Source organism: Halobacteriovorax sp. HFRX-2_2, assembly GCF_043196705.1.
Taxonomy (GTDB): domain Bacteria; phylum Bdellovibrionota; class Bacteriovoracia; order Bacteriovoracales; family Bacteriovoracaceae; genus Halobacteriovorax_A.
Genome location: NZ_JBEBMT010000003.1, coordinates 177,809 through 201,992 on the forward strand (window position 1 = coordinate 177,809; position 24,184 = coordinate 201,992).

At 37.8% G+C, this 24,184-nt stretch carries 17 protein-coding genes; 5 read left to right on the top strand and 12 right to left on the bottom strand.

Annotation, left to right across the window (positions count from 1 at the left end; genetic code table 11):
* Position 1: 1 nt before the first annotated feature.
* Genes ABMA79_RS11390 through ABMA79_RS11420 form a run of 7 tightly spaced genes read right to left on the bottom strand, consistent with a single transcriptional unit; the run spans position 2 to position 7,161 of the window.
* Positions 2 to 1,633, bottom strand: coding sequence for a fatty acid CoA ligase family protein (locus ABMA79_RS11390; protein WP_393092649.1), 1,632 nt, complete (start codon positions 1,631 to 1,633; stop codon positions 2 to 4).
* Positions 1,617 to 2,510, bottom strand: coding sequence for an alpha/beta fold hydrolase (locus ABMA79_RS11395; RefSeq protein WP_393092651.1), 894 nt, complete (start codon positions 2,508 to 2,510; stop codon positions 1,617 to 1,619). The genes ABMA79_RS11390 and ABMA79_RS11395 overlap by 17 nt, the downstream gene beginning before the upstream one ends.
* Complete coding sequence (locus tag ABMA79_RS11400; protein WP_393092654.1) at positions 2,510 to 3,538, bottom strand: 3-oxoacyl-ACP synthase III; 1,029 nt, start codon at positions 3,536 to 3,538, stop codon at positions 2,510 to 2,512. The genes ABMA79_RS11395 and ABMA79_RS11400 overlap by 1 nt, the downstream gene beginning before the upstream one ends.
* Before the next feature lie 15 nt (positions 3,539 to 3,553).
* Positions 3,554 to 4,948 carry a phytoene desaturase family protein gene (locus ABMA79_RS11405; protein WP_393092656.1) on the bottom strand — a complete coding sequence of 465 codons (1,395 nt, stop codon included), beginning with the start codon at positions 4,946 to 4,948 and terminating at the stop codon, positions 3,554 to 3,556.
* Between the two features lie 46 nt (positions 4,949 to 4,994).
* The gene (locus ABMA79_RS11410; RefSeq protein WP_103217109.1) at positions 4,995 to 5,240 is read right to left on the bottom strand and encodes an acyl carrier protein; all 246 of its coding nucleotides are present in this window, start codon (positions 5,238 to 5,240) and stop codon (positions 4,995 to 4,997) included.
* Positions 5,241 to 5,260: 20 nt separating this feature from the next.
* Positions 5,261 to 6,505 carry a beta-ketoacyl-[acyl-carrier-protein] synthase family protein gene (locus ABMA79_RS11415; RefSeq protein ID WP_392860492.1) on the bottom strand — a complete coding sequence of 415 codons (1,245 nt, stop codon included), beginning with the start codon at positions 6,503 to 6,505 and terminating at the stop codon, positions 5,261 to 5,263.
* Positions 6,502 to 7,161 carry a GbsR/MarR family transcriptional regulator gene (locus ABMA79_RS11420; RefSeq protein ID WP_393092659.1) on the bottom strand — a complete coding sequence of 220 codons (660 nt, stop codon included), beginning with the start codon at positions 7,159 to 7,161 and terminating at the stop codon, positions 6,502 to 6,504. Before ABMA79_RS11420 ends, ABMA79_RS11415 begins: the two co-directional genes overlap by 4 nt.
* 336 nt (positions 7,162 to 7,497) lie before the next feature.
* On the opposite strand from ABMA79_RS11420, the gene ABMA79_RS11425 reads away from it, so the two are divergent.
* From ABMA79_RS11425 to ABMA79_RS11435, 3 genes are all read left to right on the top strand, one after another.
* Positions 7,498 to 8,343 carry a hypothetical protein gene (locus tag ABMA79_RS11425; protein WP_392860496.1) on the top strand — a complete coding sequence of 282 codons (846 nt, stop codon included), beginning with the start codon at positions 7,498 to 7,500 and terminating at the stop codon, positions 8,341 to 8,343.
* Between the two features lie 145 nt (positions 8,344 to 8,488).
* Positions 8,489 to 11,617 (top strand): hypothetical protein, encoded by a 3,129-nt coding sequence (locus ABMA79_RS11430; RefSeq protein WP_393092661.1) that lies wholly within the window; start codon positions 8,489 to 8,491, stop codon positions 11,615 to 11,617.
* Positions 11,614 to 14,454 carry a S8 family serine peptidase gene (locus ABMA79_RS11435; RefSeq protein WP_393092663.1) on the top strand — a complete coding sequence of 947 codons (2,841 nt, stop codon included), beginning with the start codon at positions 11,614 to 11,616 and terminating at the stop codon, positions 14,452 to 14,454. Before ABMA79_RS11430 ends, ABMA79_RS11435 begins: the two co-directional genes overlap by 4 nt.
* On the opposite strand, the gene ABMA79_RS11440 is transcribed toward ABMA79_RS11435, so the two are convergent.
* The gene (locus tag ABMA79_RS11440; protein WP_392860502.1) at positions 14,444 to 15,250 is read right to left on the bottom strand and encodes a TIGR02147 family protein; all 807 of its coding nucleotides are present in this window, start codon (positions 15,248 to 15,250) and stop codon (positions 14,444 to 14,446) included. The two genes, ABMA79_RS11435 and ABMA79_RS11440, sit on opposite strands and share 11 nt — an antisense overlap.
* A 118-nt stretch (positions 15,251 to 15,368) precedes the next feature.
* Here ABMA79_RS11440 and ABMA79_RS11445 point away from each other — a divergent pair, with 118 nt between their 5' ends.
* On the top strand, positions 15,369 to 15,830 hold the full coding sequence (locus tag ABMA79_RS11445; protein ID WP_392860503.1) for a hypothetical protein: 462 nt from the start codon (positions 15,369 to 15,371) through the stop codon (positions 15,828 to 15,830).
* A 9-nt stretch (positions 15,831 to 15,839) separates the two neighbouring features.
* Here the strand turns inward: ABMA79_RS11445 and ABMA79_RS11450 are convergent, their stop codons facing one another.
* Positions 15,840 to 16,685: a hypothetical protein gene (locus tag ABMA79_RS11450; RefSeq protein WP_393092666.1), complete on the bottom strand. Its 846-nt coding sequence runs from the start codon at positions 16,683 to 16,685 to the stop codon at positions 15,840 to 15,842.
* A gap of 53 nt (positions 16,686 to 16,738) precedes the next feature.
* Between ABMA79_RS11450 and ABMA79_RS11455 the strand changes: the two genes are divergently transcribed.
* Entirely contained in the window at positions 16,739 to 18,037 is a 1,299-nt protein-coding gene (locus tag ABMA79_RS11455) for an inosine/guanosine kinase (RefSeq protein ID WP_392860506.1), read from the top strand.
* Between the two features lie 12 nt (positions 18,038 to 18,049).
* On the opposite strand, the gene pyrF is transcribed toward ABMA79_RS11455, so the two are convergent.
* The 3 genes from pyrF to ABMA79_RS11470 are packed head-to-tail and all read right to left on the bottom strand — an operon-like array spanning position 18,050 to position 24,144.
* Positions 18,050 to 18,724, bottom strand: a complete 675-nt coding sequence (gene pyrF, locus ABMA79_RS11460) for an orotidine-5'-phosphate decarboxylase (protein WP_393092669.1) — start codon at positions 18,722 to 18,724, stop codon at positions 18,050 to 18,052.
* Positions 18,717 to 23,165 (bottom strand): carbamoyl-phosphate synthase large subunit, encoded by a 4,449-nt coding sequence (carB, locus tag ABMA79_RS11465; RefSeq protein ID WP_393092672.1) that lies wholly within the window; start codon positions 23,163 to 23,165, stop codon positions 18,717 to 18,719. Before carB ends, pyrF begins: the two co-directional genes overlap by 8 nt.
* Positions 23,143 to 24,144 (bottom strand): aspartate carbamoyltransferase catalytic subunit, encoded by a 1,002-nt coding sequence (locus tag ABMA79_RS11470; RefSeq protein WP_392990111.1) that lies wholly within the window; start codon positions 24,142 to 24,144, stop codon positions 23,143 to 23,145. Before ABMA79_RS11470 ends, carB begins: the two co-directional genes overlap by 23 nt.
* Between the last annotated feature and the right edge of the window lie 40 nt (positions 24,145 to 24,184).

Here is a 24,184-nt window from a genome sequence, read left to right on the forward strand (position 1 = left end):
ATTACCTAAGTTTTCCTTGCTGGGCCATTTGCGCTAGGGCCTTTCGATCAATTTTAATATTATGTCTAATATCGACTGGGAATTTAGAGCAAATAAAAATTTCATCGATATCTTTTGTGTGACTATACTTATTGGCCATAATTTTTAGCTCTTGCTTAAGCCTAGACTTATTCATCACTCTACCTGTTGGCTCTATCGTTAGCGCTGGACGAACACGGTTATTTCTAAGGATCCAAATAAGAGCAGATTTTTTAACTTGAGGATGCTTGTTAAAAATGGCCTCCGTTGAAATAGGGTAGTATGTCGTTGCATGGGCCTTTACTTGGTGGGCCTTTCGGCCAAAGAACCAAACACGCCCTTGAGCATCCATCTTTCCTAGATCACCCATACGATGCCAAAAAGTATCACCATCATAGATTTTGGCCTCTCGAGTTTTGTCAGGAAGCTCATGATAGGCAGCAGTTGCTGTTTTGGTGCGAACGATGATTTCACCAACCATACCCTTTGCAAGTTGCTTTGTGTCTTTAATATCTTTGATGACACCATCGACATCCTTAATAATTCTAATCTCTACACCTGGGCAAGGTTGACCAATACAAGTACCACCGCCTTGGGCCGTTTCAAATTGAGTGTTCGTTAAGACTTCACGTCCATTAAAGCAACTTACAGGTAAGCACTCTGTTGCCCCATATGGTGTATATGTGTCGGCATCTTCTCTTTCTAGGCGTGCTATTAATTTCTCATGGACTTCATTTCTAACTGGTGCACCAAACATGACAATATGCTTTACGCTCTTAAGAGTTTGGTTTGTCTTTTCTAGATAGGCACCAACACGCTCCCAGATCGCTGGAGAGCCAGCAATAAATGTTGCACCATTATCATTAATATTTTTAACAAGTGCTTCGGGGTTGCACTTTGCAGGTTTACTAGGGTTCATGTCAGGGATAACACTAGTCATACCCATGGACATTGTAAAAAATGAAAAGAGTGGAAAACCTGGTACATCAACATCTTCAGGTGTTAAGCTAAATAACTCTTGTAAGACATCTGTTTGACGATTAAAGATTTCATGAGTGTATTCAACGCCCTTTGGTCGCCCAGTTCCTCCTGAAGTAAAGAGGATGGCAGCAAGGTCGCTACTTTCTACTTTTTGCGTCTCAAAACTAAGTTGGTCTCTTTCTTTTAACGATTTGATTGTTGTTAGGTGTGGAAAGATCTTGCCTTCTGTTGTGAAGAACTTCTTAATTGTCTTAAAGCTGTCCTTTTTAAACATTCTAAGAATATGAACAATATTAACAGCAATTAAATAGTCAGGTTTTGCGTCTTTAATCGCTTTAAATAGGTTCTTTAGGCCCATCCCCGGATCAATTAAGATCGGTATTGCACCAATTTTGAAAAGGGCAAATGTCAGTGCCGGAAAATCAAATGAAGGCCTAACAAAGAGAAGAACTTTATCTCCTTTTTGAATACCTTCTAGACTTAAAGTAGCACTATAGTGTGAGCTTAAATCATTAAACTCTTTGAAGCTAAGTTCATCATAGTGGTAACCACTACCTGTTTTTCTTGGGAACTTAATACAAACCTTATCAGGTGTTTTCTGGGCCCAGTTCTCAATCCTATGCGCGATATTCATTTAAGAAACCTTTTATTTCCTTTAGGCAATTTTCTTTCTCATCTTCAATAACGTAGTGGCCAGCATCTTGATAAACGACATACTTCGTTTCTGCACTTTCTGGTGGATAGAAATCCTTCCAACGTTTTAGGAATTTCATATTGAAGCAAAAGTCTTGTGCTCCCCAAAGAAACATCTTAGGGCATGTTACATTTTTAAGATTATCCTCAATTTGAGAAAGCCTTGCATATGTAGGATGACTACTTGATAGAGGTATATCCTTAACAAAGCGAGCTGTTGCAATACGATTAGCATAATTATCATATGGGTGAAGGTAGCCTTCCTTAATATGCTTTGCTAATGGTTTTGTCGTTGTCATAAATGTAGCAGGCCATGCAAAGGCATTAAAGGCCCTTACCATTGGCTCTCCAATTACAGGAAGCTTACAAAGTGCGATACGCTTTGGAATATCAAGAGATTTAAAGGCCGCAGTATTAAGAAGGATGACTCCTGTCACATCTTGTGGCCTTGAAGTCGCTACACCCATTCCAATCGCTCCTCCCCAGTCGTGAACAAGAAGCTTAAATTTCTTAATCTCTAATTGGTCAATAAGCATTAGGACATTATTGATATGATTTTCTAATGTGTACTCATAGTCCTGAGGCTTGTCAGAAAGTCCACAACCAAAATGATCTGGAACAATACAGCGATAGTCCTCTTGTAATTCTTTTACAATATTACGGTAGTAGAATGACCACGTTGGATTACCATGAAGCATGATAATTACTTCACCTTCAGGATTTCCTTCGTCTAAGTAGTGGTACTTCTTTCCATCAATTTCAAGAAAGTTATTTCTAAAAGGGTATTCATGTTGCCATGTATTTACTGTCATATTCATTACCAAGTTACTCCTAGGACTGAGCATGAAAGCCCCGAGCCTATGCCCACTAGGGCGATTTTCTTACCTTTTTCAATCCCTTGAACATCACTCATTTTTGCCAAAGTGATTGGAAGGGCAGCGGAACCTGTGTTTCCAAGAGTGTCAAATGTATCAAAGGTTTCATGCTTATTAAGGCCTAGCTTACCAAGGACAACTTCTTTATGGGCCTTACCAACTTGGTGGCCAATAACGATATCAATATCTTTTGGATTAAGTTTTGAATCATCGAAAGTTTTCTTTGCCAGTGCCTTACCATATTTTAATAACTCTTCAGAGTCTGTTTCCATGACAAGTGACTCTGGATTACCGTCACCTTGGCATAGCTTATTTGCTTTTGAATCACTGCGATTAGTGATTGAAGTGATTTGTGGTGCATTTGGTGCTTCACTTTTGTGAGCAAGACAATAGGCGACTCCAGCAGATCCGATCGTAAGGTTTGCAAAGAATTTCTTTACCGACTTTCTCGTAATGCTTTGATCTTCATTCAATGTCTTAATTGTATTCTCTAAAAGAGGTGCACTATTTTCACCTGAAACAATAATGGCACGTTTGATGGCGCCAGTTTCAATCATATTTGCCACAATTTCCCATGCACTAACCATTCCAAGACATGCATTAGAAATATCAAAGAGCATACACTCACTTGGCATCTCAAGATTTGCATGAATAACGGATGCCGTTGAAGGTTCTAAGAAATCACGGCATACGCTTGAGCTAATCAGTAGATTTACATCTGACTTTTTAATACCTTTCTTAGAAAGCTTATCTAAGAGAATATTTCCAGCTTCGCTAGCAATGGAGCTAGGCCTAGTTGAGTTCGGCCAGAATCCGCGCGACTTTATTCCTGTCATAAGCTCAAGCCTTCCGTGAGGCAGTTTAAGTCTTGTATAAATCGGCTCAAGAAGTTCTTCTAATTTATCACTCGTTAGAACCTCTGGAGGCTCTATGTAGGCATAGTCTTCGATTACGACATTATTATATTTCATTCGAATCTTTCCTTTTTATTCCATTAGTCCGTGAAGGTTTGCCATGGAGATCCCACTTAACATAGAACCAATAATCCCTAAGAAACCTTGATCTGTTCCGCAAAGATAAAGTCCTTGAACTGGAGTTCTTCCATCTCTTAACTTATCAGTTGAGCCGTAAACGCAACCACGAAGGTGACCGGTATAGCGCTCAATAGTATGAGGAGTGAAGACATCTTTAAATTTCACATTTTCATCCAAAGAAGCATTCGGATAAAGTGTTTTTAATGTTTGAAGCGATTGTTCATAGACTTCGTTCTTCATGGCCAGGTAGGCCTTACGATCAGTGCTTATCAATTCTTTCCACTTTTCATAATTTGCCATATAGGTAAGACGGATAATACCTTCATCACTATCGTCATTGGCAAAATTATTTGGAAAGCAGATAACGGCACTTTTATTGTCGATAAAGTCACTAGGCCCGCGATACTGATAATCTTCTCTTTCGTTGTAAAAAAGAATTGTATCATTCATATCAAAGTCTTTTGGACGCTCATCAAGACAAAGAATTGTTTCACAAAAAGTCATTGGCCCAACAGCGACTTTCTGCGAAGTCTGTCCCTCTGTGATGGCCATGGTTTCAGGGTGGCCCATGCTAGAGATGACCTTGTCACACTCAAGTACTTCGCCATTTTCTAATGTAACACTTGTTACTTTCTCATTATTTGTGTTGATAGAACAAACGCCTGCGCGAAAGCGAAGCTCTCCACCAAGCTTTTCATACTTATCAAGTAAGAGGTTAATGATCTTTCTAACTCCACCATCAGGTCTAGCAAAACCTTCCAGATAGATACTCTTAAACATGATAACAAATTGAGAAAAGTCCATGTCGTCTTCCCATGCTGATCCGTAAATTAGAAGGGGAGCGAAGATCATGGAGATAAGCTTTTCATTCTTTATATATTTTCTGGCAACATCCTTTGCCATATAAGTTTCATTATTTAAGGCGACTTCATTGAAGTCTCTAATATAGGCAACAAATTGATTAAACTCATCAATTGATGCAGGAAATTTATCAGCAATTTCTTGTGTTAAAACTGCAAAGTCATTTGTAAAAGTGAGACTTGTTTCTGGAAAGATGATCTTTGATTGCTTCTGTTCAATTAGATCAAGTTCGGCCCATGGTATTCTTAATTGCTTAAGAAGTTTCGTGAGAGGCTTTCCTCGCTCACCACGAGCTGCAAAATTTGTCAGGGCGTGAAGTCCTACGTCGAAATTTCTCTTTCCACGTCTGTAATAAGAATTAAGGCCACCAGAGATTGAGTGCTTCTCTAAACAGACAACTTTCTTGCCAAACATCGCAAGTCGAATACTTGCGGCAAGTCCACTCATTCCAGCGCCAATTACAATTACGTCATATTTTTGTGTCATATTATTTCTTTTGAAATAAGGCCACGTGACGTGGCCTTTATTAAACTTACTGGAATTTTGGTGTTAGGTAAGCAACACAAGAATTCATAGAAGCAAGCTCAGGGTAATCTTCTTGAGGTACTTCGATTGAGTGTTGTTTCTTAAGTTCCATAACGATATCAAGAAAGTCCATTGAATCTAGGTCTAGTTGATCTCTTAGTGGAGTTGCATCATCAATAGATGTAACATCATCATCAACTGCGATGTCTGCAATAATATCAACTACGATTTGTCTTACTTGTTCTGGTGTCATATTTTTCTCCTGTTTCTAATTTAAGCCTTAGCTTCGTATTTCTTTATGATTAATGTTGAATTAATACCTAACATCCCAAATGAGTTGTTAAGGATATATTTCACGTCTTTCTTTAATGGTGCTTCAAGTACAAGCTGATCCATGGCACACTCTGGATCGATCTCATCAATTTTGTGGCATGGGTGAACAAGGCCATCTTCAAAACTTGGAAGATTACCTGCAAGTTCAAGTGCTCCGGCCGCTCCCATGGCATGACCGATTAAGCCTTTTGTACAATTGACAGCAACTTCTGGTGAATCTTTGAAAGCTTCTTTAATACCAGCAACTTCTTGGATATCTCCCATCTTTGTACCAGTTGCATGAAGGTTCACAATATCGATATCATTAATTGTAATTCCTGCTTTAGCGATGGCCTTATGGACACATTCCATTTGGCGCTCTGGGTTTGGAAGAACGAAGTCCGTTGCATCACTATTTGTATGGTAGCCAGCGATTTCACCGTAAATCTTTGCACCACGAGCAAGAGCGTCTTCAAGTCTTTCTAGTGTATAAACACATCCGCCTTCTGAGATAACAATTCCGTTTCTGTTATTATCTAGTGGGCGTGAAGCACGAGTTTGATCTTCAGGGTAGTCTGCTAGTGCCCCTTGTGCTTTAAATGAGACGTGGTTCCCAAATGAGTTTGATGATTCTGAAACACCACCGGCAAGAGCAAGATCGACTTCCCCAAGTTGAAGCATTTGAACAGCTTGGATAACCCCCATATTTCCTGCGGCACATGCAGCACCAATTGTATAATGCGGTCCTGTGATTCCAAGATTTAAAGAAACCTCTCCGGCAGGTGCGTTGGCAACTGTTCTAGGGTTATGATGGTGAGTCCAAAGCTCTGGCTTCTCATCATTATTTTTATAAAATTGGAATAACTCTTCTTCTGTTTCAACTGGGCCATGTTCAGTAATTCCTAGATAAATCCCAATACGAGACTTATCCATTGAATTAATATCTAATCCAGCATCTTCTAATGCTTCTTTTGAGCAGTAAACAGAGATACCACCAACACGAGTTCCGCGCTTTCTCATTTTACCTTTTTGATGCTTTCTTTCGTCAAAATCACATTTTCCTACAGGGATTTGCCCCATAAAACGTACTTCTTCATATGTGATTCCTGACTTTTGCTCTAAAAGAGCTGAGCGGAATTCTTTTAAGCTATTTCCATTTGGTGCAGTTAGGCCCACACCTGTGATAACGACTCGTGATAGGTTCATTCATTGACTCCATTATTATGTTTTTCATTTTCAATTTTTGATACGATATTTAAGAAAGAGTTCTTTAACCCTGAAGTAATCCCAGATTTGATTTGATTGATATCTGTGAGGGAGTTTTTTAAGACTTTCGTTACCATCGGAAATTTCTCAATGGCCATATAAGGGTTATCGAGTTCTTTGCTGATTGAAATGATAAATTCGCTAAGCGATCTAGCAAAGCGAGTAGTTGTTAAGATATTTGTTAAGCGCTTCTTTCTTTTTTCATCATGGACGAGTTTTAGTGATTCAGCAGTGATATTCTCAAACTCTTCAATAATCTCAAGTTCACGCTTCTTTACAATATTTGAAACAATATTGATGGCATCATCATTGGCCTCGTGAATTTTCATGCGTTTAATTTCAGGATGATCATGAGAGATGACCATCTTATATGTTGCTAGAGTCTTTAAAGCACTAGAAACTGCCGGTTGTGAAAGCCCAAGAATTTTTTCGATTTCATCTGAAGCAAGTGGCCTTGAAGAATAGACTAGTACGCCAAAGATGGCACCTTCGATGCGTTTAAAACCAACTTTAGAAAAGAAGGCCTCATAATGAGGAAGATACTCAAGTAGTCTCTTTTCAACAATTTCAATGTCCATATCCATAGCTTCTTTCATCGTGAAATAACCTTTATATTTTAAAAATAAAATATAAGTAATATTGTCTAAGTGGTCAATCTTAAAAGGATCCTAAAACATTTTTGGAACGCGGAGCATTGATTTGTCACGGTGCAAGGTGCATCTTGAACCCAATTTTTCTAACAGTTTCTTATAGCACCAGTAAAAAATCCACTTTAGGGCCAATATGGTACTAAATGCATCAAGTTTGTGAGAAAAAAGTTGGCATGGATCTTGAACTAGTTTCATTATTCTAATTTTAAAATCACGAAGATTTTATTAATGACTGGCCTTGCTGAATAGCAAAGGTTTCAATTTTTTTGAGGGAGAGTATAAATGAAAAAATTATTAGCGGTTGCAGCACTTGGTACGTTACTTGTTTCTTGCGGTGGAAGCGGAGGCTCTGGATCATCGTCGACTTATGGAAGATACACTTCTCCATACGTAACAGCACAAGGATTTGTATCGGCATTAAATAGTGTTGATCCTTATTACTATGACCTAAACACTCTTGAGAAGGATCAGTATGATTCTCTTAGAGAGGACTTCTTTGTTTACTTCGATGCTAAGTATAATGAATTCGTAGCAGTTGATATTACATACCTTAGAACTCTTGCTTATTGGGACTATTACTCAAATAACCAAGGTCTTGCAGATGAATTCCGTGACGTTCAATCAGATGATGCATGGGACTTAGGAATTATTGGTGACGGTTGGGGTGACGATTATGAAATCGTTGACTACGTTGGATCAGATGTTTTTGGTGATCCAGTATTCCAAGGTTTTGACACTGGTTACTACTATGAAGATGAAGAAGAGACAATGGATACAGGTCTAATGGCCGCCAATGATGATGAGCTTCAAATGTTTAATAAAGCATCTCTTTATTCTCAGGCCTTCAAACTTCCAGCTGATAAGGCACTTTCTCTTGTGACAATGGAAAAAGAAATCAAGAAAATGCTTGAAAACGCAAAAGATGGTGAACTTCTTGAGCAAGATCAGCAGGCAATTGCAAATAATATCAAGCACTTTACTGGAAAATCGATTGAAGAGTTTATGGCAGCTAAGAACGATCTTAGTGCACGTGAGCAAGTTCTTGATGATGTCGCTGGACACCTTGGGACAACAACTCAAAATATCGAGGACGTTATCCTTCCAGAATTACTTTCAATTGAATTATAAGCTATTGAAATTATATCCAAATACCACACATTTAAGAGGGCCTGAATGGGCCCTTTTATTTTGAACTTGTACAGCGATTAAACAGCACTTGTAGATCTTTCAAAAGATCCAATTCTAGCGCCAAATATTGTTACTTTAGAGCGTAATGAAAATTTTAAATTTAAGTATATTGATTTTAGTGATTTCGATCTTAACGGCAAAGGTCTTTGCCGCCGATGGACTTGTTGCCATAAATGGTGAGGCCCTACCGGCTTCGGATCTTTATAGTATAGAATATGGCCCAATTGATTCTGAACAGGCCTATGAGCTACAGGCCGAAGGCATTGATCTCTCAACTCTTTCTCCTGTTTTATCAAATCTATGGAATGGGGCCAATAATTTTTCTCGTTTTAAGGACGATGCTCTCTTACCAATTAGAGACGCTGACTCATTAAGCTTCTCTGGAGTTATCAGCTCTCCTGCTGGTGTCCTTAGATTTAATGCCCAAAATAGTGAAGGTAATTTTCAAGTACACCTTTCAAAAACACTTCATACTATTCTTCTTCGTAAGAATATGCTTAGAAGCTTAGGCTATGTTGTTCCAACTTCTAAATACCTTAAGAATATTAAAATCAATTTCAAAGACGAAAAACAAAAAGACTACTTTAAAGATGTAGAGCTCGTTATTAAGTTGGGAGCTTCATATAAGAATTGGCTTGTCGAAGAGGGAAGTGACTACCTTATCTTAAAGGATATCTTCGTAAGACATCCTAAAGAAGATGATTTTTATGACGTTGCCTTAACTTCAATTAATGATACTAAGGATCTTCGTACTCTTAGAAGCTTAATTGTTGTTTATTCACTTCTAAATTTAGAAGAATCAATTAATAAATTTTCATTTAATTTTTTAAAGATCAAAAATGATCATCTACTTTTTGAATATCCAAGCTCTACTGATTTCAGTGCTACCTATGATGATGTAAAATGGATTGCAAGATTGATTGGAAATCTAAATCGCTATGAAATCACACAAATCGTTAAACAGTCTCACTATCCAAAAGTTGTTGAAAGGCTTTTAATCGAAAAGATTATCGGTCGACGTAATAATCTTATCTCGACATTAAAGATTAATGCCCCTCTTATTGAATATAAGAAAGATATCGAAGATCCTCTTGTTGAAGATGGTTTTCTTATTCCACACAGCTTTGAAGGTTATGCTGGCCAATTTAGCTTTGGAGCTAGTAAGTCGCCAATGGATGATATTCCGGCCTTTCTTTTTTCAGAAGCACAAAGTAGTACTTTTAAATGGATTACTGGAAAAATTAGTGAAGGCCTAAGTGCTTTTGACTTATCAAAGGCCAAGGTGAAGTGGTTACAAGAAGACTTTCTGGCCAATAAGGACTTTGCTCTTGATTACTTCGCAGAGCATGGAGAGTTTCCACCTCTTCCTTTTTCTTCTTGGAAGTCACCTGTCGTTAGAGGAAATATTATCTTTGGCCGTGACGTTGTTGTAGGACAAAGTCTTGGAACAGATAACTTCGTTCAACTTGCTGACACAATTGGATTTACCACAAACTTAGGGCTTTTCATTGGGCTTGAAAGGTTTATTTCACAAACAACTGGTGGTTCAGTCTTTCCAAATATTGGAATAAACACAAGCTATACTCATGTAAGGCCCCTGCAAGATCTAAGGGAGGCGATTAAGACTCCTTATAAGAATATGTTAGTTGGTAAGACACTACGTAATATCGAAGAGAGATTAAAAGAATCAATCAATATTTCAGATCTTGATAATGAAACAAGAAGAGAAGATCTTCATGCAATTTATAATGAAATTTCTCAAAACTTTGGAATAGGAGAGTCGATTATTATCTCAACATCTGTTGTTCCAGATGTAACACTGTCTCTAAATGCCCCTCTTTTTGGTGTGGCCAATGGATATGGTTCGATTAGTACTAAGTACAAAGAACTTTCAAGAATTCATATTACTCGAAAATCAAAGTATAAATTTCAAGTTTACTATGATGAGGCCAATGTAAATGAAGTAAGAGCTCGTGGTGGAATTTCATATTTAATTCCAATTATTATGAGTGAAGCTGCATCAATTAAATCGAAGCTGGACTTAAAGTTCTATGAAATAAATATGGACCCAGAACAAGATGATTTAGTGTTTTCACAAAATGCAGCCAAATTTCTATCAATACTCAGAGATCGCTCTAATGAGGCCATGGGGCCAGAAGATATTCAAGTTTATAATAATTCGAAAGATAAAACGTTTAACCTAAATCTCTTATTTTTCGTCTCTCGTACCTTTAAGTCGATTACTGAACTCTTTGTTAAAATTAAGGATCAAGTCAATATCAAATTGATTTCATCAACATTTGGAGAAATGGACGGGATTGCTGTTGGAAAATTCTTAAAGAATATTGCCTCTTATAATTTAAAGAAATTTATTAATAACTTAGATGTGAGCTTTGATAAGAGCTACATTCCTATGATTGAAGAAGCAAAGCACTATTATAAAAACCCTGGAAAGGATCTTTTTGGTGCCGCAACAACATATGAGACAAAGTTTGAATCTAAGCTAAGTGATGTTGATGCTAGGCCAACTCTCGATAATATGAATGAATTGTATATGCATTATCGAAAGACTCATGAAAAGGCCATCATGAAGGAAAAGACAATTAAGAAGTATCTTAAGAAAGAAAATGAGGCCTTCAATCTTAATTTCTATACACCTTCAGATGCCAATGATGCTGGAGATATGCACTTTGTGCGACTGGAGAGTAAGATTCATTTCTTTGATAAATCGGTAAAGAAGATTCTTTCAATTACTTCAAAAGATCTAGATAAAATCTCACGTAAAATGAAGATTAGAAGATGTTTTAGACGTGGTGGACGAGACAACGATAATACAGGCCGTACGATTTCTGAAAAGCTTCGCTGTGGTGATCTCGATCCCATTAGAAGTAAGCTTTATTGGTGTAATAAGTATTTAAATAAGAATAAAACGCAAAAGGGACTTAAGTGTTTGGCCCATGTTGGACACTACTTTGCTAAGTATGTTGATGCAAAGACACTACTCGACTTTTTTGGCGAAGATAATATCTATATTGAATCGCAATTATCAGGTTACCGTGTTGGAAGTGAGCTAATGATGAAGCCAATTGTCGGTAATTCTTATGGGAAAATTAATTCGAGAAATTTTGGTGGACCAATTAATAAGCTTGTTAAGGTTCTTGGGATGATTAAGGCCGAAGTCTTAGGGCTATGGTATAGGGAGACTCTAAAATGATTTTTAATAAAGTCACAGCTCTTTCTATTCTTATGTGCTCTATTATTACTCAAAGTAGCTTTGGTATCGATTTATCTCAAAGACAATGGAATATCAGAAATACGGGCCAGTCATATATTAGAAAGACATCTGAGCTAGGATTTGAAAATATTGATGGTGTTAAGGGTGTTGATATTAATTATTTCACTAAGGCCCAGCTTGATCAATTTGGTAGCTCCAAGGTTGTTGTTGCTATTATCGATACTGGCGTGGATGTGAATCACCCTGAAATCAAAGATAATATTTGGTTCTACCCAGGTTGTGTCGGTAAAAATGAAGAAGAGAAAAAGGCCCTACCTTGTCACGGTTATAATGTCCTTGATGGAAATGGGAATGTATCTGATGAGATTGGTCACGGTACATTTGTTGCAGGAATTTTAGCTGCCAAAAAAGATCGTGTTGGTATTGATGGATTACTTCCTGAGAATATTGAAATTATGCCAGTTAAGGCCATCACAAACTTTAGAGGCTTTACTCATGATGGGAAAGTTGTCTCTAGCTACTTGGCCAAGGCCATCGCTTTTGCCGTAAATAATGGCGCACAAGTATTGAATCTATCTTTAGGGATCCCAAAAGTTATCGAGACTCCTCAGGTTGTTAGTGCAATTGATTATGCTCTAAAGAAGAATGTTATTGTTGTTGCCTCGGCCGGAAATAATAACAAACGAAGAAATATCTTTCCTTGTAATTATAACGGTGTTGTCTGTGTAGGTGGAATTGATATTCAAGGTCAAAAAGTATCTTCATCTAATTACGGCCAGACTGTTGATATCTATGCTCCAGGAGAAAAACTTGTTGGTACAATTCCATCAAGTATGGAATCAACGGTTCTGCGTGTTGGTAATTATGATATTAAAACGGGGACATCTTTTTCTATTGCGCATATTACGGCCCTTGCCGCTGCAGCTAAATTAAAAGACCTCGCTATTAATAGCTATGACTTTTTAGCAAAATTAAAATCTTATTCAAGAACTCTTTCTGAATCTGATCTCTTAATGGCCGACTATCAAAAGTTCATGGATTCATTTAGTACTGGTTCTAATAAGCCTCTGCCACCAGTCATTTTAACAAAAGGGGTGGATAGTATCACAATTGATAAAATAGTAGATGATAACTATGGCGCCAGTCTAAGTTTTGATATCTATTCTAAATATGCACTCGAAGATGCAAGAATCTGCCTCAGTTCGATGGTGATATACGATGAAAAGACATGCCGTCAAATATCACTAAAAGAAGGTTTAAACCGAGTTCAAATAAGTGCAAAAATACCAAGTCTTGATATTGATACATGGCAGAGGCTTAAGTTGAGTCTCTTAAAAGATGATGATCTTATTTCTGATAAATCTTTTGATGCTCAATTCTTTGTGCCTCTTCCTATTTCTTATAAGAAACAGGTTTCAAAAATTGCAGCTGGTGCTCTTTTGAGAATTGCACCAAATATTAAAAGTTCTCAATTGCAAAAAGTTATTGAATTTGACGCCAAGAAAAGCTCTCAAGACTACTTTGTTTTAAATAACCGCTCGCTAAAGAGTATATTCTACTTGTCTGAAGAGAGACAAAGCTTTGAACCATTTCAGATTCAATTTTCTAAGGATATAAAAGTTATTAGCGTCATGAAAGTGGATATGAATATTGATGGTCAGCTTGATATTCTTGTCTATGGTACATCATCTAACAATCGTGAGTATATTCTTGAATCATTTGATTCGCGAGGAAGGCCACTCTTTGGAGAGCACTCTCGATGGAGCTTGAATGCAACTCAATTTGGTGGGCTGGATTTTAATCGAGGACGTCCATATTTCAATTTTATAAGAACGCAAACGAATAAGCTTGGGAGTGTCTTAGTTCCACTTGTCAGTAAGGTTTTTGAGTTACCTCAAGTTGATAATAATACAGACCCAATCGACTTTTTAAATAATATACAAAAAAAGAGGCCTTATTATCTATTGCCATCTCTTGAAGATGATAAGGTGAAGTTACAAATTAGAACCTTAGAGTCATATCAATTTGATACAAAGATTAGAGAAATGCTTGATCTACCTTTCTTTAAGAAATTACAATTTGTTTCATTTCTTGAACAAGATAAAGAGTCTCAAAATAGTGGCCAAGTTAGAATCGTCTATGCTCTTGGTGAAGTTAGCTTCAATGAATATTACGAGATTATCTTTGATGATACCCAAAATTTTAAAATTATTAAAAAGGGGAGATCTCTTCAAATTCATCAGTCGAATATTTCGACAGTTCGCTCGACTGCTGATGGTGATTTTATAAGTGAGTATTTGATTACACGCCAACAAGAGCTAAATAAGCTATCTTTCAAGCTTTCTAGAGGTGGACGAACATTAAGGTTTGAGAGTGATTGGAATGATCCACTTGCTTCAATTTTGGCCGTCTATAAAGAAGAGCAAAATTATTCGATTTATATCGAAGGACGCTATCATATTCACCTTGTTGTAACTGATGGCAAAAGGATTATCAGCACTTCAAAGACTGCGATTAATCGTGAGTCAAGTTTTCCTGGTGGAAACTTCTCTCAGATTTTTCAGATGGGACAGCTTAGTTCTTCTAAAGGCGCAATCTATACTGATATGCAGAGACTCTTTGGTGACAATATTCGCTTAATTACAAGTGACGAGGATAAGCTTAGCACAAAGCTAAAATATAATTATGCCATACCTTCCCAGTGTGCTCTAATCGGCCACACGCAGATTGAAAAGCAGATGCAAGTGAGGCTACATTGTATGGGCCCTGGAAAGTTATCAAGTATAATGATTTCTAATACAATGATTAAGCAGTAAATGGAAAGAAGAGTGTCGATAGAGTAAAGATCTGATGCTCTTCACTATTTCCGCTTTCACAGTCAAATTCCTCTGTGAATTCATCAATAAACTTCATAATCTTCTTCTTTGCTTCAGGAAGATCTGATCTTTTTACATTAATGAGAAAGTGCTCTAAGACCCTTTGCTCTTTTGGCAGATAGTAACTATCGGCCGATAGATCACAAATCTCTTTATGAAGAGGGAGAAATTGTGACATATCAAGCTTGTACTGTGGAGTGTATTCTTTATTTAAGTATATTTTTGAATTCTCAATATTGATGATCTTTGCACTCTTCATTTGTTTTAAAATGTGTGAGTAGTCTTCTTGTCCCTTATAGATCATTTTCTTAGCACTTAGGTCTTTAGCAGTCTTGAAGTCGCTCCACTTAAGCATCTCTCTTAATAGTGCCATTTCCCATTTAAATTCAACTTGGCGATCGGCCCTTGTTACATCTGAAGTGCGTTTTTCAACAATGGCCTTAAACGTTTCTTCATCACCCTTAGAGTTTTTCTTAGCATCAACTAAGGTCTGAAAAAATTCTGCTTCTTTCTTATTCAACTCGAGGTTCTTAATTAACATGGCCGTAATTTGAGGCCCAGGATGCCTTTGGCCTTTGATAATCATGGTAAGTCCTGAGACACTTGAGATCCCAAGTTCTTTGGCCCAACGGCCAAATGTATACTTTTTATCGACAGATTTACGGCCTAGATAGATATCTTCTAAGTACTGACGATAATCAATATAGCTAAATAGGTCTATACCCCTAATTTCCATAGTTTACATATCGACAGATAGAGAAAATTATTTAGTAAGTACCTAAATATATTACACACTTACTTGATGAAAATGCCTTGGTATAGGATAAATACCTCATCATACATGAGGGAAAGAAATGCTTAAATCAATTTTACTATCTATTATTATCTCATTTAATACATTCGCACTAATTTCTAGCGAAAAGCCATTTTCTTATAAAGAAAACCAAATCGATATTGATTTCAAAACTGGCTGGGGTGCAAAAACTGGCTGGGGAGCAGAGCAGATAGAAGAGATCGTAATGGATACCATCAAAAGAGACTATAAGAAGGTTTGTTTAGATGGACAAAAGGCCGCTTTCTCTGTTGATGCCGACGAATTAAAATTTAATATTTATTCTCTAAATCAAGTTGAGCTAGAGAGTCCAAATGATAATACAATTTACCTATCGGTATTTGTTTCGATGAAAAGTCGATACATGTTCTCTGGAGTATTTGATAATTATCTCGTTAAAGTAGAATACGATGAGAATCTTGATCAGATTTTTGTAAGCTACAAAAACGATGATGGTGACAATAACTCTATTAAATGCTTCTAGCTCTTTGAGCTAGAGGCGAAAGCTTATCCCAGCTCCAATTGACACACCACCAATTGAAGAAACAGTTTCAGTAACTAATTTATCCATTGAGCTTGTGTAAAGGGCCGTTAGCCCTGCCTGGCCATAAAAGCCAATCCTTGAATATGGTGCAAATCGAATACGCCCACCAATATTATATCCATAGGCCATTCCAGTTGCCTTCTCGCCAAAATTTTCTTGTTCAAAATCACCCGTTAGAATCAGGCCAGCAAAACCTTCAGCAACAAAGCTGTTGCGATTGATCAAACGATACTGATATTGAAGCTCTCCTAGAACACTGTTGATGCTACTGTAAGTTGCAGAAGCAGTTAGGTAGCCAAGTGTTATTTTGAAGCCATGTCGATGTTTAGGGTCACGATATTCGATCGCTAGATTAAAACGATTAAAGGCGGGAGAAGTTTCATTGGCGTATTTTGCCTGAAAGTCGTCCCATTCCGTACCGGCCTCAAATCTTGCGTAATCGAGAGAGATGAAACTATTTTCTTTTAGTCTTTGGGCATCATTTGTGAATATTGTCTTCACATCGTGATCTGTAACTTCAGGAACATGCTCGAGTTTTGTTCCCGAAACCGAGTAACTTATATCATTAGTCCTAACATATGCAATCTTTCCTGAGACAACTAGTGGTACAATTGTCCCTTGTTTTAGGTCATTGTCTCCGACTTTAATTTTTCTCCCACTGCGAATGTAGCCAATTGGGGCCGAAAGGTTAACGTCAGCGTAGACAATTGTTTGTCGTGATTTTGTCACGGCATAACGATAGGCGAGAGTACTTAATTGAGTAAGAGAAAAAATTAACACTAAAAGTTTTTTCATATATCTATTATAATCAAAATAGAATTTTTGACTACATTAGTTTAGGATTATTTATGAGATTTCCAGGTAAGAGAAGATCAAAGCATTACTTTCCAGTAAGCGCCAAGGGTCGACTTTCTTTTGAGACAGATTTTAACCGCAAAGAAAATGTTTATATTGTTGGCATCGATCAGCTTCTTGTTGATATTGAAATTGATGCTTCATTTGAACTATTAGAAGAATTTGGCCTTAAAGCAGGCGAGTCTTATGTACTATCTGATAAGGATGTTGAAGACCTTTATCAGCGCTCGTATGAAGAAGGCCGAATACTTGGTCAGTATGCAGGGGGAGCGGTTGGTAATACTTTACATAATTACTCGGTGTTGTCAGATGATCAGTCTTTTGCACTTGGAACAATTTGCGAAACGATAAAGGTAGGTGACTACGCCTTTAAATATATCTGCAGTACTTCTTCTAAAGTTGATTTTAGCTACCTCCAGCCATGTGCCGGCCAGATGGCCAGAGCAATGTGTTTGATTACTCCAGATAAAGAGAGAACCTTTGCTATTGGAAAGGGGATCATGAATCAACTAACAGAAGAGTTTATACCTGATGACCTCATTAAAAACTCAAGCGCCTTGCTAGTGACAGCATTCCTTTTAAGAGATCGTAATGCTCCTCTTTATAAAGCAACTCTTAAGGCCGTAAGTATTGCTAAAGAAAATGACATACCAGTTGTTTTTGCTCTTGGAACAAGCTCTCTGATAGAAAGTGATACAGAATTCTTCAAAAACTTCATTAGAGAAAATGTAAATGTCTTAGCGATGAATCGTGACGAGGCCCAGGCATTACTTGGTATGGATGATCCGCTACTTATTGGAGAGGAGATTTTAGACTATACCGATTTAGCACTAATTACAGATGGGGAAAGAGGACTCTATATTGCTTCTTGGGCATGTGAAACAAGGGCCCGTGAGACAAAGGATAAGCTTCATTCTAAGTCGATTGAAAATTATAATAGATTTGAATACTCTCGCTCTCAGTTAAAAGCTGATTGTAGTGGGCCAGTTAAGATTTATTCTCATATCAATCCATTTATGGGAGGACCTGAGAATATTGAAAATACAAATGGTGCCGGAGATGCAGCACTTTCTGCAATCTTGCATGATATTGCGGCAAATGTTTATCACCAAAAACTACTACCTCATTCAATTAAGCACGATGGCAAGTATCTAACGTATTCTTCAATTCACCAATTATGTAAGTATGCAAATCGCACGAGTTATGAAGTTCTAAAGCAGAAGTCTCCTAGACTCTCACATAACCTTCCGGTTAAGGAGCAAAGTCTAGAAGAAAGTTATTGGGAAATGTAATTACATATCATGTTAAGGAAAGAGGTTTTCTCGTAAAACCTCTGGATTCTTAGTAATAGGTCTTCCGACGACGAGAAAGTTTGCGCCTGCATCCATGGCCGCTTGAGGTGTCATGACTCTCACTTGATCATCATGATCGCGACCTAACCTAATCCCAGGGCATACCTTGGTAAAATTCAGCGAAGCTTTTTCTTCAAATTCTTTTACAATCTCTAGATCCGCACCAGAACATACAATTCCTCTTACGCTAGATGCTGCAACTTCATTTAGTAAGCTCATTAGTGCTTCTTTATGAGTGCGGCCCCAAATTCCTTCAATGTCATCTTCGTTGTGGGATGTAAGAATTGTTACGGCCAAGATTTCACAATTAGCAACGGCCTTTGAAATACTCTCTTGGGCAAGTTCAAGCATTTTTGCTCCACCAGTTGCATGAACTGTAAGGAAGCGTATATTTAGGCCCTCTAGTGTTGCACATGCCTTAGCAACGGTTGTTGGAATATCATGAAGTTTAAGATCGAGAAAAATTTGAACTTGATACTTGTGTGATAATTCTTTAACAAAATCTCTACCGTAGCGAAGAAATAATTCTAGGCCAACTTTAACATTCTTGATTTGTGGATAATCTGACAAGAGGCCGAAAACCTCTTGTCTCGTCATACCGTCAAGCGCAACAAATGTTTTATCCATTTGTCATCTCCTGTAGGCTTACTGGTGTTGACTGCTTTGAATGGGCCGCAATGATGGCCTTACAAACAGCATTGATATTTTCAATTCTTGTAAAACAAGGAACCGCATATTGAATTGCCGTATTTCTGATAAATTCTCCATCTGATTGAGATCGCCCTTGGTTTAGAGGTGTGTTAAGTACCATGGCAAGATCGTCATTTTTAATGGCCTCAAGCATTCCAATATTATTTGCATCATCGGCCAACTTATCAACGAGTGTCGCCTTAATTGCACATTCCTGCTTGAGGAAATGATAGGTACCTTTTGTGGCAAAAAACTTAAAGCCTAAAGAGTTTAGCTCTTTAATATTTTGAATGAGTTGCTCATCATCTTTTCTTGCTAATGATAGGAGAACAGACTTCTTATTGAGAAGGTCTGGGTAGTTGCCAAGATATGACTTTATCATAGCAAGGTCTCGATTCTTATCGATACCAAGTGTTTCTCCAGTTGATCTCATTTTTGGGCCAAGGATAATTGAGTCTTGAACAAAACGATCAAATGGGAATGTTGATTGTTTAATGATTTTATATTCACTTTCAAAATTGTGATGATTTTCGATTTCTTTACCAAGTAAGGCCTTCGTAGCAATGGCAGCAAGATTGACATCATAGGCCTTTGATAGGAATGGAATTGTTCTCGAACCTCTTGGGTTGGCCTCGATACAGTAGATTTCGTCACTTTTAAGTGCAAATTGAAAATTAATAGGGCCTGTGATTTCCATTGTGTTGGCCATATCTGTTGCAAGCTTTCTCATTTTTTCTACGATCTCTGTGCGGGCCTTCACTGGAGGAGAGATCATTCCAGAATCCCCTGAGTGAACACCTGCATATTCAATATGCTCGCAGATGGTAAAGACAGTATTTCCAGCTTTGTCTCGAATAAGATCCACATCGTACTCAAGTGCATTTGAGATATAGTTTTCAACCTGAAATGCGATTGTATTTTCATGAAGTGACTTAAGAGTTTCTTGTGGAAGGTTTTCAATATCTGCAGGGCCTTCAAAGATAAACATACTCTCTCCACCAATGACATAACTAGGTCTTATGATAACTGGGTAGCCAATTTCAGTGATGGTATTAATAAGGTTCTTATACCCCCTAACTTCTTTTGAAGTTGTGTGGGCAAGATCAATTTCCTTCGTAAGAAGATCAAATCTTTTACGATCTTCAACAGTGTCTAATAGTTCAAGGCTTGGCCCTAAGAAGTTAAACTCTTGGTGCTTTGTTCTAAAAGGGGCCTCTAGGTGGGCGCGGATATTAATTCCAGTTTGGCCACTAAAAGATGTGATGACATGATTTGGATTCTCAAAAGCTAGAATCTCGTAAAGATCTTCTGAGAAAAGTGGTGTTAAGTACAGTCTGTCAGAGCTGTCATAATCTGTTGAAACAGTTTCTGGATTTGAGTTAAGAAGTATCGATTTAATCCCTTGCTCTTTTAATTCCATCGCGCTTTTTACACATGAGTAGTCAAATTCAATCCCTTGACCAATGCGGTTAGGGCCTGAGCCAAAGATTGCACAACTTTCTTCTTCGATTCTTTGGACATCATTAAATTGTGTATAAGTTGAGTAGAAGTATGGTGTTAGGGCATTAAACTCACCAGAGCATGTGTCTACTGCTTTAAAAACTGGCCTAATTCCGGCAGAGATTCTCTTATCTAAAATTTGTTCTTGGCTTTGACCTGATAAAAGGGCAAGGTACTTGTCTGAGAAGCCTTGCTTTTTTAATTCATAGAGTTCGTCGTTGTTTTCCAAGATTTGGGTATCTTGTTTTAGTTTTAATTCCTTATCGAGAAAACAAACCATTTGGTCGATGAACCAAGGTGTGATTGCACTTACTTCGTGAATTTTTTCTGGTGTAATACCAAATCTTAATGCTTCTAAAACAGTTAGAAGTGATAACTCTCTTTGGTTCTTTAATCTTTCAAGAAGATATTCTTCAGTAATAGGGTATGGTGTTGTCTTGAGCTGCTCTAAGCTTGGGATCTCAAGTCCTTGCTCTGTTGCTCTTAGTGCTTTCATGAAGGATTCGTTAAAGCTTCCTCCAAGGGCCAGAACTTCACCGACAGAGCGCATTTGTGGGCCTAAGATTTGAGAGCTTGAAGGGAATTTATTAAATGGAAAGATTGGAATCTTAATTGCCACATAATCGAGTGTCGGCTCAAATGCCACCGGTGAGATACGTGTGATATCATTTAGGATCTCAAAAAGAGTTAAGCCTACAGCAAGTCCTGCTGAGATTTTAGCAATAGGGTAGCCCGTGGCCTTCGAGGCAAGGGCCGAAGAGCGAGACACACGAGGGTTCATCTCAATGACAACAATATCATTTTCATCTTTCGGGTTAACGGCAAATTGAACGTTGGCCCCTCCGGCCACAACATTCATATGCTTGGCAATATTAAGAGACATTGTTCTTAGTTGTTGGTAGCAATGGTCTGAGATTGTTTGTGCTGGCGCAACTGTAATTGAGTCTCCTGTGTGGATCCCACAAGGATCAACGTTTTCGATCGAACAGATCACAACACCACAGCGATTCTTATCTACCATAACTTCGAGTTCTAGCTCTTTCCAACCTAGCAGGGACTTCTCCATTGTAATTGGAAATTTAATATCACTAGAAGAAAGGGTTTGGGCAAGCTCATCAAGATTATGAACAAGGGCCGCACCTTTTCCACCGAGTGCAAAATCTCGTCTGATAATAAGTGGGAATTTAACTTGGTCATCAGCTAGTTCTAGTGCGTGATCAAAGCTTTTGGCACTAAATCTCTTTCCTGATTTATAACCTAGTTTATCAAGCTCTTTTGCAAAGAGTTCACGATCTTCTGTTTTCTCAATTGTTTCAATATTTGCACCTAAGAGTGCAACACCATTATCTTTTAGAAAGTTTTCCTTTTCTAGATCAATACACATATTGAGTGCTGTTTGCCCTCCCATTGTGGAAAGAACGGCGTCAACTTTTTCTTTTGCGATAATCTTCTTAATCGTCTCTTTTGTGATTGGTTCAATATAAGTACGGTGACTCATATCCTTATCTGTCATGATTGTGGCAGGGTTTGAGTTTAGAAGAACAACCTCAAAACCTAATTCTCTAAGGGACTTTAGGGCCTGTGTTCCACTGTAATCAAACTCTGAAGCTTGGCCAATTTTAATTGGGCCTGAACCAATTAGAAGGATCTTCTTATATGGAGAGTTTAGTTTTCCTTCATGATATTTTGGAAGCTCTTTTATTTCTTCAGTTGTTATCTCTTTAGCACCATTTTTAAGAAATTCTTTGATCTCGCTAAAAAAGATTGCTGCGTCTTTCGGCCCAGGGTTTGATTCCGGATGAAATTGAACACTTCTGATTCTTGAGTCATAACTTCTTAGTCCCTCAAGTGAACGATCAAATAGGGAAGTATATTCACAAAATAGTTTTAGACCAAATTCGTTTTCTAGTCTCTTTTGATCAAATGAATCCTTTTCAATTGCGTAACCATGATTTTGACTCGTGATAAGTAGATCTTGGTTATAGTGTGAATAGACTGGGTGATTTGCCCCTCGTTGGCCAAAAGGTAGCTTGATTGTTTCCATTTCACAGGCCAGGCCAATTAATTGGTGGCCAAGACAAATTCCTCGAATTGGAATATCAGTTTTTAAGAGCTCTTTTACCGTTTCTATTTCACTAGTGTAGAGCTTTGGGTCACCTGGCCCATTAGATAAAAAGACCATCCTTGGTCTATAATCCTCAACTTCATGTGCTGGCGTATGATGTGGGACAACCACAAGTGGGTATCCCAAATCTTTTAAGTAATTAACAATGGCCTTCTTGATACCGTAGTCGATGACAACAATCGGATTGTCTCCACTAGTGATAATCTTCTTTTCTTGAGATGACACTTTTGAAAGATCGTTACATTCAAGATTATATTTTGAAAAGTCGGGCGCTTGTTCAGATGTTGTGATGAGGCAACGGTGATCCTTGGATTTACAAGATAGATACTTAGTAAGAGCTCTTGTGTCCACATCACTTATTAGGGGTAAATCACAATTTTCTAGGAATTTATTATATGAGAAATTTCTTGCGATTAAACTAGCTGCGTAAGGTTTGTTTGAGTTTAAGCCTTGAGAGACTTCTTCGTTAAACTCATAATTTCCGACATGGGCCGTTGTGTAGATAATATGTTGTCCAAGAAATGATGGGTCTGTGGCCGTTTCTTGATAACCAGTCATTCCTGTCGTAAAGGCCGCTTCTCCAAAAATACCATCTTGTAGACGATGATCGTTTTGCTGGAGATTTATATAGGCTTTGAAAATTGTTTGATCTGGAAAATGAAGGAAAATAGGAGTCGTTTTAAGAGATTTTTGAAAGAGTAATTCTTGAGATTGAGATAGGAATGCATGCCTATCTAAATTTGCTTTCGTCATTTTCCGTCAGTCCTTTTAGTGCAGAGATTTTATTATAACGAGCACCGATTTTAGTGTCGCCATTAGTTATCATGGCCTCGATAATTGCCATGCGAATATAAATGGAATTTTCTACTTGTTTATGGGCCATCCATAGATCTGAATTAATAATTTCACTATCAACTTCAATCCCAATATTGGCAGGTCCAGGGTGGAAGATAGGTGGAACCTTTCCAGCTTCCTTACCAACTCTTATGAGGCGCTCAACATTGATTCCCCACTGTTGGTTATATGTCGACATATCAAAACTTTCTTCATGTCGTTCATTTTGAATTCTAAGCAGATAAATTGCATCTGAGTTTTTTAAGGTTCCTTCAAGATCATCACTTACTTTGATAAGGTCACTTGAAGGTAGGTGTGATGGCATAAATTCTTTAGGCCCACAAAGAGTTATCTGCATTCCAAATAATGGTAACAGGTCCATCAGGGAGTGAGTTACTCTTGAGTGTGTGCAGTCACCAACAATACAGATCTTCTTTGCGGCCAGCTCACCTTTGAAGTATTCTTTGAGAGTAAATAGGTCCAAGAGTGCCTGTGTCGGGTGTTGGTTTGTTCCATCACCACCATTAATGATTTTAATCGGTGGGTAGTCCTTAAATTGTTCCAGTAGTCTTGTTTCTGTCGTGCGTACAATACAAATATCAATTCCTTGATAGAAGAGAGTTAGTAGTGTCTGCTCCAGAGATTCACCTTTTTTTAGTGATGATTTCTCAGCGTCAAAATTGATATGGATTCCTTCAAGCTTTTTGATGGCCATTTCAAATGATAATTTTGTTCTAGTAGAATTCTCAAGAAAAGATGTTGCGACTGAAATTTTTCTTTTAAGGGGAAGTCTGGCCGGGGAACCTAATTTAAGTTCCTGGGCGCGGTGGAGGAGTTGCTCAACTTGCTCGCGGTTTAAATCTTCTATTCCTTCTAGAATAGATGGAAATCCAATCATGACATTCCAGTAGTGTTGAGATACATTTATTGAAGAAAGA

Bases quoted from the DNA above. Each gene is read 5' to 3' on its own strand.
- ABMA79_RS11390 (WP_393092649.1), bottom strand. From the start codon at position 1,633: ATGAATATCGCGCATAGGATTGAGAACTGGGCCCAGAAAACACCTGAT.
- ABMA79_RS11395 (WP_393092651.1), bottom strand. From the start codon at position 2,510: ATGAATATGACAGTAAATACATGGCAACATGAATACCCTTTTAGAAAT.
- ABMA79_RS11400 (WP_393092654.1), bottom strand. From the start codon at position 3,538: ATGAAATATAATAATGTCGTAATCGAAGACTATGCCTACATAGAGCCT.
- ABMA79_RS11405 (WP_393092656.1), bottom strand. From the start codon at position 4,948: ATGACACAAAAATATGACGTAATTGTAATTGGCGCTGGAATGAGTGGA.
- ABMA79_RS11410 (WP_103217109.1), bottom strand. From the start codon at position 5,240: ATGACACCAGAACAAGTAAGACAAATCGTAGTTGATATTATTGCAGAC.
- ABMA79_RS11415 (WP_392860492.1), bottom strand. From the start codon at position 6,505: ATGAACCTATCACGAGTCGTTATCACAGGTGTGGGCCTAACTGCACCA.
- ABMA79_RS11420 (WP_393092659.1), bottom strand. From the start codon at position 7,161: ATGAAAGAAGCTATGGATATGGACATTGAAATTGTTGAAAAGAGACTA.
- ABMA79_RS11425 (WP_392860496.1), top strand. From the start codon at position 7,498: ATGAAAAAATTATTAGCGGTTGCAGCACTTGGTACGTTACTTGTTTCT.
- ABMA79_RS11430 (WP_393092661.1), top strand. From the start codon at position 8,489: ATGAAAATTTTAAATTTAAGTATATTGATTTTAGTGATTTCGATCTTA.
- ABMA79_RS11435 (WP_393092663.1), top strand. From the start codon at position 11,614: ATGATTTTTAATAAAGTCACAGCTCTTTCTATTCTTATGTGCTCTATT.
- ABMA79_RS11440 (WP_392860502.1), bottom strand. From the start codon at position 15,250: ATGGAAATTAGGGGTATAGACCTATTTAGCTATATTGATTATCGTCAG.
- ABMA79_RS11445 (WP_392860503.1), top strand. From the start codon at position 15,369: ATGCTTAAATCAATTTTACTATCTATTATTATCTCATTTAATACATTC.
- ABMA79_RS11450 (WP_393092666.1), bottom strand. From the start codon at position 16,685: ATGAAAAAACTTTTAGTGTTAATTTTTTCTCTTACTCAATTAAGTACT.
- ABMA79_RS11455 (WP_392860506.1), top strand. From the start codon at position 16,739: ATGAGATTTCCAGGTAAGAGAAGATCAAAGCATTACTTTCCAGTAAGC.
- pyrF (WP_393092669.1), bottom strand. From the start codon at position 18,724: ATGGATAAAACATTTGTTGCGCTTGACGGTATGACGAGACAAGAGGTT.
- carB (WP_393092672.1), bottom strand. From the start codon at position 23,165: ATGACGAAAGCAAATTTAGATAGGCATGCATTCCTATCTCAATCTCAA.
- ABMA79_RS11470 (WP_392990111.1), bottom strand. From the start codon at position 24,144: ATGATTGGATTTCCATCTATTCTAGAAGGAATAGAAGATTTAAACCGC.